Here is a 10,985-nt window from a genome sequence, read left to right on the forward strand (position 1 = left end):
ATTTCATGGGCGTAGACCTCCTGGTCGGTATAACCGCCAGCGAGGTTCTGAAAGAACGTGCTCATGCCGACATGCATGGGAATCTCCTTTTTTGTTCAATTCCGCTTCACGCGGCGTCGATCCCCAGCGTCTTTTTTATCGACCGGTGGAAGTATGCAAGAGCCGGCTCGTTGGCGCCGAAAGTCACAAAATCTTGTGCACCCGAGTGAAAATCACGCTGGATATTTTCCGCCAGCGGAAAATCTTCCTGCTGCACGGTCGCCATCAGCAAGTCCATGTTCTTGGCCCAGTACTTCCTGGCCTTGTCGGTCATGGCAGGTTCGGGCGTATAGAGAGAGACGTGCATTTTTGATTCATCCACGCTGTCGCCCGGATAAACCCTCCACGTCTCCAGATGATCGCCCTGCATGATGAAGACCGTATTCGGAAAGAGCACGTATACAAGCGCGGAGTGGCGGACCAGATCCCACTCGCTTTCCGGCCTCTGGCGCAACGCGTCGATCGTCTTGCGGGCGCCAATCATGCGCAGATTTCGTGCCATGCCGTCGAACGTGCCGAGGTTCGAGTGCAGGATCGGCGCGATCGTATTCTTGTGAAGTGTGCTCAGATGGTAGGTTTCGAGAAACGTGTCGATCACGAGCTTCCAGTTGAGGCGGGCCCGGAGCACGCGTGTCTCGTAGTGGCTGTAACTCGCAAGGCCGAACGCGACGAGATCGTCCGCCATCCCCGCAAGGTGGCCGTCGATGTCGATCGACCCGCCGGGCGTCGGCATGACCCAGATCATGCCGTATTTCTCCACCACCGGCAGAGGCCGCAAGCCGTTGCTCGTCTTGTCGACGCTCTCAAAGCCCTGCTCGAACGGTATCGACCTCAGCCTGCCGCTCCGGTCGTAGGTCCATGCGTGATAGGGACAACTGAACACGGTCTTGCCGCTGCCGCAGCCCGACGCAACGCGCGCGCCACGGTGGCGGCAGACATTGATGAAGGCATTGACCTGCCCCGCTTCATTCCGCACCACCAGGATCGGAACGCCCGAAAAATCGTCGGTTACATAGTCGCCGGGATTGGGCAATTCGCAGCTCAATCCGATCAGGAGTGGCTCATGCCGGAACAGCATCTCCCGTTCTCGGCCAGCCTGATCCGGACTGGTGTAGTCACTGACATGATGACGATACACGGCATCGCCCATCGCGGTCTCACCCGCGTCGAGATAGCCGAAGATCTTCCGCAACTGCTCGACCTGGGCTTCGTGTTTCATGATCGCACTTCTCCCGAAGAGGTCCCTTGATTATCCGTCAGCGGAATAATGGCTCCCGGCGCTCCCGGAACGCCGCCAGACCTTCCGAAACATTTTCGCCCATCAGCGCGTCCACGACTGCGCTCCGTTCCATATCCAGACCTTCCTGGAGCGATCCGTCGAGTCCGTTTCTGCAAAGCTGTTTCATGGCGGCAAGACCGCCCGGATTCTTTTTGGCGAGGTCGGCACAATAGGCTTCCGCCATGCCGGCAAGCGCGCTGTCGTCAACGATATGGTTCACAAGCCCCCAGGCCAGCGCCTCGTCTGCCTTGAGCCAGCGGCCGCTGAACATCAGATCAAGGGCACGCCGCGAACCGACGATGCGCGCGAGACGCTGCGTGCCGCCCCAACCCGGCACGAGCCCGTAGCGGGCATGCTGGCATCCCATCTGCGCCGACTGCCCCGCAAAAACCACGTCACATGCCATCATCAATTCCAGCCCGCCCGCAAGACACAGACCGTTCACCGCGGCGACAATCGGCAGAGGTGAGACCTCAAGACGGCGCAGGACGCGATGACCGCCCGTGATAAACGCTTCCAGCCGACCCCGCTCCCTGCGAGCGTCGAGGACCTCGTCAAGATCGGCACCGGTGCAGAAGTTCTTGCCACGCGCAAGCAACAGAACGGCGCGAACCTTCCTGTCTCCCTCGAACATTGCGAGAGCCTCGTCGAGACCGGCCATGACAACCGACGAGAGGCAATTGAACTTGTCAGGCCTGTTGAGCGCCACGATTCCGACGCCGTCTCGCATCTCGGTCTGGACCGGGGCTTCCGCGGCGCTCGTCATATCGCCTCCCTCACGCATAAGGCACGGCCACCCGGCCGACTTTCTCGCGCGAAATGATCATCTTCTGGATTTGCTCGGTGCCGTCGCCGATCTGAAGCCCCATCACGTCGCGCAATCTCTGCTGATGAGGCAGATCAGTGCTGTAACCGCCATGTCCGTGCGTGAGCAGGCAACGGTGGATGACCTGGAAAGCCGTCTTGGGTGCCCACCATTTGCACATCGCGGCTTCGGCGGTATGCGGCAAATCATTGTCGCGGAGCCAAAGCGTCTTGTAGCAAAGCAGACGCGCCGCCTCGAGCAGCGTCTGGGCTTCGGCCAGCGGTTCCGTGACACCCTGATATTTGGCCAGCGGATTGCCGAAGGCAACGCGCTCCGTCACATACTTCCAGGTCTCTTCCAGCGATGCGAAGGCGGGAGCCAGACATTGCAGGCCGATCAGCGCGCGGGAATAATCGAACCCCTGCATGACCTTCCGGAAACCTTCGCCCTCCGGGCCGACCATGTAGCGCGACGACACCTTAACATTGTCGAAGAATACCGAACCGCGGCCGACCGCTTTCGAACCTACATCATCGAAGCTCGAACAGGTGATACCCGGCGCGTCGAGCGGCACCAGAAAAGCCGACACACCGCCAGCGCCCGGATTGCTTTCATCCGTGCGCGCGAGCACAAGAATGTAATCAGCCTGCTCGGCCATCGAGATCGAGGTTTTCTCGCCCGACAGGACGTAGCCGTCGCCATCGGCGCGTGCTTTCGTCTGCAGATGCGCTGCGTCGGAGCCGCCTCGCGGCTCCGTCAGACCGAGCGCGACGATCACCTCGCCCGAGCAAATCTTCGGAACGATTTCATCGGCGACTTCAGGCCTTGCATGCGCGGCGACGATCGATCCCATCAGCGAACCCAGGAGCTGGACATAACCGACGCTAATGTCGCCGCGTGATATTTCCTCGATAATAATGCCGGTCGTAACGCTATCGAGTCCCGGCGCCCCGAATTTTTCGGGCAAATCGGCGCCGACGAGGCCAAGCTCGCCCATATCCCGGACGAGCTGTCGATCGATCGCTCCGGCGGTTTCGCGCACCTTGTAGGCGGGCGCGAGCCGCTCGCGCGCAAATCGTGCGGCGGTATCTCGAATGGCTCCCTGGTCGGACGTAAAGGCAAAGTCCAAGATACCACCTATTTCATATGCTTGCGGAATTCCGGCTTGCGCTTTTCATTGAGCGCGTTGACGCCCTCTTTCGACTCCGCCGAGTTGTAGTAGAGGCGGAGCGCCTGCATGCCAAGACCGCCAATGCCGCGAATATTATCGCTGTCGGCGTTGAACGATTTCTTGGCAATCGCAATCGCCGTCGGGCTACGCTCGACAAGCTCGACGCACCAGGCATCCACTTCCTCATCCAGCTTGTCGTCGGGAACGACCGCATTGGCGAGACCCATCGCCAGCGCCTCGCGCGCCGGGTAACGCCGGCACATGTACCAGATTTCGCGCGCCTTCTTCTCCCCGACCACGCGGGCGAGATAGGCGGTGCCGAAGCCGGGATCGACGGAGCCCATCTTGGGACCCACCTGGCCGAAGATTGCGCTCTCGCCCGCAATCGTCATGTCGCACAACGTCGCCAGCACATTGCCGCCGCCGATGGCGTAGCCCCGCACCTTCGCGATCACCGGCTTGGGCACGTCGCGAATGACCGTGTGCAGTTCCTCGACCGGCATGCCGATGGTTCCGCGCGTCTCGCCGTCGCCATAGGAACCGTCATGATCCGATTGATCGCCGCCGGTGCAAAACGCCTTGTTGCCCGCGCCAGTCAGCACGATCGCACCGATCTCCTCGCTCCAGCCCGCCTTCAGAAAAGCGTCAATCAGTTCGACGCAGGTGCGGGGGCGGAACGCGTTATAGACCTTCGGACGATTGATGGTGATGGTCGCGACGCCATTTTTCTCGTCGTACAGAATGTCTTCGTAGTCCATGAAAATCCCCGTCAACCGTGCATTGAGAGACCGCCCGAGACGCTGATCGTCTGGCCGGTAATGAAACTTGCATCGTCGCTCAGAAAGAATGCGACCATGCCCGGATAATCGTCCGGTTGCGCCAGGCGGCGCATCGGGATCGCCTTGGTGAGCGCTTCGGTCAGACGTCCGCCGCCCGACGCATCCACGGAGGCGAGCAGCGGCGTGTCCGTCGGCCCCGGACAGATCGTATTGAAGGTGACGCCCTTCCGGGCGAACTCGCGCGCCATCGTCTTCATGAAGGCGATGACGCCGCCCTTGGCCGCGGAATAGACGGCCTCGCCAGACGAGCCCACACGGCCCGCATCCGACGAAATGCTGACGACCCGACCGGCACCCTGCTCGGCAAGCCGACGCGCAACGACATGAGTGAGATTGAGCGGCCCGTAAAGATTGATGTCGATCACCTTTTTCCAGAAATCAGGCTCTGTCTGGATAAAAGGCTTCGCCTCGTCCCAACCGGCATTGTTCACCAGTCCATAAACCTGGCCGGCCGCCTTTTCGAACGCATCGACTGCCCGCGCCACTGCCGCATAGTCGGTGATGTCGACCTTATAGGCCCAAGCCTCTCCACCCTTCTGGCGAATTTCGGCGGCGGCGGCCTCGGCACCCTTCTCGTTCATGTCGAAAATGGCGACCCTGGCACTCTCTTCGCCAAGCCTGAGCCCAATCGCCTTTCCGATACCGCTTGCGCCGCCGGTAACGATGACCGGCTTCTGATCGAGTCCTCGCATGTTAGTCGCCTCCCTCGCTGCACCGCTTCAGACACATTTTTAACTTTGCCATAGCAATGGCGGCACATTTTTTCTAATACTAGTTCGATTTTCGAGGGAGGTGCAACATGTTTCGAACGTACATTAGATTTACGATCGGCACCGCCAAACAGGCGGCGAGGGGGCGTTTGTGACGAGCGAGCAAAGCAAATCCGACATCAGCCGCGCGAGAATACTGGACGCCGCCGCTAAGATGTTTCGGCAAAAAGGCTACGCGGCGACGACCCTGATCGAAATCGCGAGAGCCGCCGGCATGCAGGCGGGCAGCCTCTATTACCATTTCGGTTCGAAGGACGAACTCCTCGAGGAAGTTCTCGACATAGGCATGAGGCGGGTTCACGAAGCCGTCGAGGAGAGCCAGGAACGTCTGCCTGCGGATTCATCGCACCGCGACCGAATTCGCGTCGCCGTCGAGGCGCATCTCACCACACTTCTGAAGCATGACGACTACACATCCGCCAATATCCGCATTTTCGGACAGGTCCCCGAAGAGGTGCAACAGCATCACATCAGGCAGCGCGACGCCTACGCCGAACTCTGGCGGCACATTTTCACCAAGGCGCAGAAATCGGGCGCATTGAGCAGCGACGTCAATCTTGGCGTCGTACGCATGCTGCTGATGGGCGCTCTCAACTGGTCGGTCGAATGGTACCGTCCCGGCAGAACGTCCATTCAGGCGATAGCCGATCATATGTGCCTGATGCTGTTCAACGGAATCGGGATCGAAGAACCCGCACAAAGCAGGGAAAACGAAACAGTCACGTGACCGAAAACATTCGAGGGAGACGCGCATGGAAGTTCAGAGGACTCGATTCGGGTTTTCCGATGAGGAACTGAAGGCTCTACCCACGGTTTATCGAGCTGATCTTTTTTCGGGGAAAACGGTCGTCGTTTCCGGCGGCGGCAGCGGTTTCGGCAAGGCGATTGCCTGTCTTTTGGCACGACTGGGCGCAAACGTCGCCATATGCGGGCGCAACGAAGAAAAACTTGCCGCGACGGTTTCACTTCTGGAAAGCATGGGCGCGCAGGTCTTCAGCCGGTCCCTGACCATACGCGATCCGGATCAGGTTGACGGTTTTATTGAAGCGGTCTGGGATAAATTCGGCGCGCTCGACCTTCTCGTGAACAATGCCGGCGGCCAGTTTCCGCAAATGGCCCTCGACTTCAAGGTCAAGGGATGGAACGCCGTCATCGACACCAATCTCAACGGCACCTGGTACATGATGCAAAGCGCCGCGCGGCAGTGGGTCGAAAGAAAGACCCCCGGCTCGATCGTGAACATCATCGCGGACATATGGCGCGGAATGCCGGGCATCGCGCACACATGCGCGGCGCGCGCCGGTGTTGCCTATCTGTCCAAATCGGTGGCCGTCGAATGGGCACCCCATCGCATCCGCGTCAACTGCGTCGCACCGGGCGTCTGCGAAACGAGCGGTTTTGCGCAATATCCACCCGAAGGTCTCAAGACCTATCCTGGCGCAAATCCGATGCTGCATGTCGGCGACGCCCACGACATCGCCGAGGCTGTTGCCTATCTCGCCTCGCCGGGCGCCAAGTTCATTACCGGCGAGGTATTGACGGTCGATGGCGGCGAGCAACTCTGGGGCGACCCGTGGCCCCCCGGACGACCGGATTATTTCCAGCCAAAGTAATGCCTGGAGTTCAAGCCCGCCTGCGAGGGGAGCGTTACCGATGTTCGATCCAATTCTGACCAGGAAGCGTGTCGAGGCGATGAACGCCGGCGGCTTCTGGCCGGGCAAGACCGCCGCCGACTATCTCGACGGTTGCATCGCCAAAATGCCGGACAAGACGGCCGTCGTCGATTTCAACTCCATGACGAACAAGGCCACCCGCCTCAGCTACCGCGATTTAGGCAAGATCGTGGAACGTATCGCGGTCGGCCTCGCGGAACTCGGCGTGGAGAAAGGCGATGTTGTTTCCTGCCAATTGCCGAACTGGTGGCAATTCACCGCGCTGCATCTGGCTTGCGTACGGATCGACGCCGTGACCAATCCATTGATGCCGATTTTTCGCGAGCGCGAATTGTCCTTCATGCTTGGCCTTGCGGAAAGCAAGGTACTCGTCATCCCGCGCACCTTTCGCGGCTTTGATTACCCTGCCATGGTGGCCAACATCCGGGCCGGCCTGCCGCAGCTGAAGAATGTGCTCGTCATCGACGGCGACGGCGAAACCAGCTTTGAGAAAGTCCTTCTTGATACGCCGTGGGAGCAGCGGCGCGACGCCGGCCGTCTCTTCGCGGCGCGACGGCCCGATCCCGACGACGTAACGCAGTTGATGTATACGTCCGGCACGACCGGCGAACCGAAAGGCGTCATGCATACGTCGAATACGCTGCTCTCCAATATCCTCATCTGCGCCGAGCGCCTCGGGCTCGGCGCGGACGACGTGATGTTCATGGCGTCGCCGATGGCGCACCAGACAGGCTTCATGTACGGGCTGGTGATGCCCGTTCTGGCCGGAGCGACCGCCATTCTGCAGGATGTGTGGGAGCCGAAGCGCGCCTCCGCGTCGATCTCCCGCGAAGGAATCACCTTCACCATGGCGTCCACGCCGTTCCTGTCCGATCTGACCGAAACGGTGGCGGCGGACGGGAGCGACGTATCCCGTTTGCGCATCTTCCTGGTGGCAGGCGCCCCCATCCCCCGCGCGCTTGTCGAGCGGGCGCGGCAAATCCTCGGGGCGAACATCGTGTCGGCCTGGGGCATGACCGAGAACGGCCTGGTGACAACGACATGCCTCGACGATCCGGACGACAAGGCGATCAATACTGACGGACGCGCGCTGCCAGGCATGGAAGTCCAGGTGGTCGACAGCGAGAACAACCCCCTGCCCGCCGGCGAGGAGGGCATGCTCAAGGCTCGCGCCTGTTCGACTTTTGTTGGCTATCTCAAAAGACCGGACTGGTACAATCACGACGCGGAAGGCTGGTTCGGCACAGGCGACCTGGCGCGGATCGACGGCCAGGGCTATATCCGGCTGATCGGACGCTCCAAGGACATCATCATCCGCGGCGGCGAAAATATCCCCGTGGTCGAGATCGAAGGCCTGCTCTTCCGTCATCCCGACATTCAGGATGTAGCGATCGTCGGCGTACCGGATGAACGGCTGGGCGAACGGGCATGTGCGTTCATCGTGCCGAAGCCCGGCCGCGAGGTTGGCTTGCGCGAGGTGGTCGCCTTCCTCGAAGAGCACAGGGTAGCGAGGCAATACCTGCCGGAACGGGCGGAAATCGTCGGCGAACTGCCTCGAACACCGAGCGGCAAGGTACAGAAGTTCAAGCTGCGCGAGATCGCCGTCGCCCTGCCGGCATGACATTCCGCAGGCAGCCGGTGGCGGAAGGCCGGCAACAGGCGTGTGACGGACTGTTCGGAAAGTTGGCGACACCGCGTCGCCGCCCAATGAATGCAACCTGACAATCCACGGAAATATGCTTATAATGATTTGGTGGGAGAGAGTCGGCTAACCAGCATCCCATATGTCACGCCTTCTCAGGCTTCTGGAAACACAATGGAGACGCCGTCATGAGTGAAACCCTGGTTGCCGCTCGAGACAAGTCGATTGCGGACGCCTACGCGATCCCGCTTGAAAAAATCGATGTCAGCAATCCGGAACTCTTTAGGGCGAATGCGATCTGGCCGTATTTCGAGCGGTTGCGCCGCGAAGATCCGGTCCATTACTGCAAGGAAAGCGAATACGGCTCGTTCTGGTCGGTGACAAAATACAAAGACATCATGCATGTCGACACCAACCACGGCATCTATTCGTCCGAAGCCACCCTGGGCGGCGTCGCCCTCCGCAATCAGGAAGAAGGTTTCTTCCTGCCCATGTTCATCATGATGGACCCGCCGAAGCACGACGCGCAGCGCAAGGTTGTCAGCCCGATCGTCGCGCCCGGCAATCTGGCGAAACTTGAAGGCACGATCCGCGAGCGCGCAGGCAACATTCTCGATTCCCTGCCTGTCAATGAGACTTTTGACTGGGTAGACCGCGTGTCAATCGAGTTGACGACGCAGATGCTCGCTACCCTTTTCGATTTCCCTTGGGAAGAACGCCGCAAGCTCACCCGCTGGTCGGATGTCGCCGCCGCAGGCACCGCCTTCGGCGATGAGGAGACCGAGAAGGCCCGCAGGAATGAATTGCGCGATTGCGCCGCCTACTTCACCGAGTTGTGGAATCAGCGCGTCAACGCGACCGAGCCGGGAAACGATCTCATCACTATGCTGGCTCAGGGCGAAGCGACGAAAAACATGGGGCCAATGGAGTATCTGGGAAACGTTCTTCTCCTGATCGTCGGCGGCAATGACACGACCCGCAACTCGATCACCGGTGGCCTTCTGGCCCTGAACGAGAACCCGGTTCAATACAAGAAGCTGCGGGACAACCCATCGCTCGTCGAATCCATGGTCCCCGAAATCATCCGTTGGCAGACACCCTTGTCGCATATGCGCCGCACCGCGCTTCAGGACACGGAGCTTGGCGGCAAGCAGATCAAGAAGGGAGACAAAGTCGTCATGTGGTACGTCTCGGGCAACCGGGACGAGGAGGCAATCGAAAACGCCAACAGCTTCATCATTGACCGCAAGCACCCCCGCCAGCACCTGTCCTTCGGCTTCGGCATCCATCGCTGCGTCGGCAACCGGCTGGCGGAAATGCAGCTCCGCGTCGTCTGGGAGGAAATCCTGAAACGCTGGCCCGACAAGCCGATCGAAGTGGTCGGCGAACCGACGCGGGTTTTTTCAAATCTGATCAAGGGTTACTCGAGCATGCCGGTCAGAATTCCAGGCTGAAGCAAAACACCGGAACGCATTTCCCGGCCTCAGTCACAGGATGTCGCGGGCGGGACCGTGTCGCCGCCGCTACCTGCAAGGAGAGGGCATGCGAAAGATAGGCCTCGGCATGTGCTGGAACGACCTCACCGTCGGCGAGGAATTCCGCACCATCGGCCGGACGATCACCGAAACCGACCTGGTCAATTTCATCAACACGACAGGCATGGTGGAAGTGCTCTTCACCGATGTCGAATATCTCAAGGCCCACGGCCCCATGAACGGCCGTGTGGTGCCCGGCGCGCTGGTCTATTGCATGGCCGAAGGTTTGCTCGTCCAGTCGATGATGCAGGAGACGGGCCTCGCCTTCCTGCACATGGAGTTCAACGTCAAGGGACCTACCTTTGTCGGCGACACGATTCATGTGGAATGCAAAGTGCTTCAGGCGCGACCGACATCCAGGGGGCGCGGTCTGGTGCGCACCCGCAACCGGATCGTGACCCAGCGGAACGAAACGGTGATCGAATATACGCCGTTGCGAATGATGGCCGGCCGGTTCGACGCCTCCCGAACATAAAATCCGGTATCCGGCCGTCAGCGTTCCTCGGGAAATCCTCGGCCCGCGGCAAGAGAGGCCGCCGTGCGCATGGCGCTCAGCATCATCGCCGGATCGGCGGTGCCCTTGCCCGCAATGTCATAGGCCGTTCCATGCGCGACCGTCACATGCAGGTAGGACGGCCCGAGGATGATGGCGCAATTGCCGGAAAAACCCCATGTCTTGACCGCGATGTGTCCCTGATCGTGATACATGGCGAGGACGATGTCGTATCGGCCGCCACGAAATCAGGGCTGATGATTTCGCAAACGCGCCGGAGCGGAATATGGTCGGTCAGATGCGCGACGCGGAGCGGCCCGGTCAGTAGGACAAGATAGCTTTCGCCGGGCGAGAAACACCCAGTTGCGCTCGAAGATGTGTTTCATCTCGAGATCGAACAACTCGGGATCGGTGAATATGGCGCGATCGAGCATGAAGCGCCCGGTCGACATGTCCTCGAAAAGCCAAGAATCGAGCCTGTGGCGAATGCGATCGAGTGGGTTGCTCACACCGGATGCACGCATTGCGCTTCCTTCCTCGCCGTTTGGCCAGCCACGAGACTGACACACGATTATTTTCCTGCCCAGCGACAAACCGGCTTCGACCCTCAACAAATCCGGAGTCCATCGCATCGCAAGGTGTCACATGGTCGTGTAGCCTCCGTCGACGACAACCTCGGAGCCGGTCATGTAGGACGACTCGTCGGATGCCATAAACAGGACCGCATAGGAAACCTCGA

At 60.2% G+C, this 10,985-nt stretch carries 13 protein-coding genes; 5 read left to right on the plus strand and 8 right to left on the minus strand.

What is annotated here, in order from left to right; translation table 11 throughout:
• Positions 1-106: 106 nt before the first annotated feature.
• Genes AAC071_RS16455 through AAC071_RS16475 form a run of 5 tightly spaced genes read right to left on the minus strand, consistent with a single transcriptional unit; the run spans position 107 to position 4,825 of the window.
• The gene (locus AAC071_RS16455; protein WP_339834726.1) at positions 107-1,258 is read right to left on the minus strand and encodes an SRPBCC family protein; all 1,152 of its coding nucleotides are present in this window, start codon (positions 1,256-1,258) and stop codon (positions 107-109) included.
• A gap of 37 nt (positions 1,259-1,295) precedes the next feature.
• The gene (locus AAC071_RS16460) at positions 1,296-2,084 is read right to left on the minus strand and encodes an enoyl-CoA hydratase/isomerase family protein (RefSeq protein ID WP_293217737.1); all 789 of its coding nucleotides are present in this window, start codon (positions 2,082-2,084) and stop codon (positions 1,296-1,298) included.
• A 10-nt stretch (positions 2,085-2,094) separates the two neighbouring features.
• Positions 2,095-3,252, minus strand: a complete 1,158-nt coding sequence (locus tag AAC071_RS16465) for an acyl-CoA dehydrogenase family protein (RefSeq protein ID WP_339834728.1) — start codon at positions 3,250-3,252, stop codon at positions 2,095-2,097.
• An 8-nt stretch (positions 3,253-3,260) separates the two neighbouring features.
• Complete coding sequence (locus AAC071_RS16470; protein ID WP_339834731.1) at positions 3,261-4,052, minus strand: enoyl-CoA hydratase-related protein; 792 nt, start codon at positions 4,050-4,052, stop codon at positions 3,261-3,263.
• Between the two features lie 11 nt (positions 4,053-4,063).
• The gene (locus AAC071_RS16475) at positions 4,064-4,825 is read right to left on the minus strand and encodes an SDR family NAD(P)-dependent oxidoreductase (RefSeq protein WP_339834733.1); all 762 of its coding nucleotides are present in this window, start codon (positions 4,823-4,825) and stop codon (positions 4,064-4,066) included.
• 169 nt (positions 4,826-4,994) lie between these two features.
• Between AAC071_RS16475 and AAC071_RS16480 the strand changes: the two genes are divergently transcribed.
• The 5 genes from AAC071_RS16480 (at position 4,995) to AAC071_RS16500 (ending at position 10,228) form a co-directional block, all read left to right on the plus strand.
• Positions 4,995-5,630, plus strand: coding sequence for a TetR/AcrR family transcriptional regulator (locus tag AAC071_RS16480; protein WP_339834736.1), 636 nt, complete (start codon positions 4,995-4,997; stop codon positions 5,628-5,630).
• A gap of 25 nt (positions 5,631-5,655) precedes the next feature.
• Complete coding sequence (locus AAC071_RS16485) at positions 5,656-6,516, plus strand: SDR family oxidoreductase (protein WP_339834739.1); 861 nt, start codon at positions 5,656-5,658, stop codon at positions 6,514-6,516.
• Between the two features lie 40 nt (positions 6,517-6,556).
• On the plus strand, positions 6,557-8,197 hold the full coding sequence (gene aliA, locus AAC071_RS16490) for a cyclohexanecarboxylate-CoA ligase (RefSeq protein ID WP_339834741.1): 1,641 nt from the start codon (positions 6,557-6,559) through the stop codon (positions 8,195-8,197).
• Between the two features lie 209 nt (positions 8,198-8,406).
• Positions 8,407-9,672 (plus strand): cytochrome P450, encoded by a 1,266-nt coding sequence (locus AAC071_RS16495; RefSeq protein WP_012110677.1) that lies wholly within the window; start codon positions 8,407-8,409, stop codon positions 9,670-9,672.
• 88 nt (positions 9,673-9,760) lie between these two features.
• Positions 9,761-10,228, plus strand: a complete 468-nt coding sequence (locus tag AAC071_RS16500; RefSeq protein ID WP_012110676.1) for a MaoC family dehydratase N-terminal domain-containing protein — start codon at positions 9,761-9,763, stop codon at positions 10,226-10,228.
• Positions 10,229-10,245: 17 nt separating this feature from the next.
• Here AAC071_RS16500 and AAC071_RS16505 read toward each other — a convergent pair whose 3' ends face one another.
• From AAC071_RS16505 to AAC071_RS16515, 3 genes are all read right to left on the minus strand, one after another.
• Positions 10,246-10,461 carry a 4-hydroxythreonine-4-phosphate dehydrogenase PdxA gene (locus tag AAC071_RS16505; protein WP_339834745.1) on the minus strand — a complete coding sequence of 72 codons (216 nt, stop codon included), beginning with the start codon at positions 10,459-10,461 and terminating at the stop codon, positions 10,246-10,248.
• Between the two features lie 33 nt (positions 10,462-10,494).
• Positions 10,495-10,770, minus strand: a complete 276-nt coding sequence (locus AAC071_RS16510; RefSeq protein ID WP_339834748.1) for a hypothetical protein — start codon at positions 10,768-10,770, stop codon at positions 10,495-10,497.
• 117 nt (positions 10,771-10,887) lie between these two features.
• The coding region (locus AAC071_RS16515) for an SDR family oxidoreductase (RefSeq protein WP_339834750.1) at positions 10,888-10,985 on the minus strand (98 nt) is incomplete at its 5' end.

The sequence above is a fragment of the uncultured Parvibaculum sp. genome, from assembly GCF_963975745.1.
In the GTDB taxonomy this organism is placed as follows: domain Bacteria; phylum Pseudomonadota; class Alphaproteobacteria; order Parvibaculales; family Parvibaculaceae; genus Parvibaculum.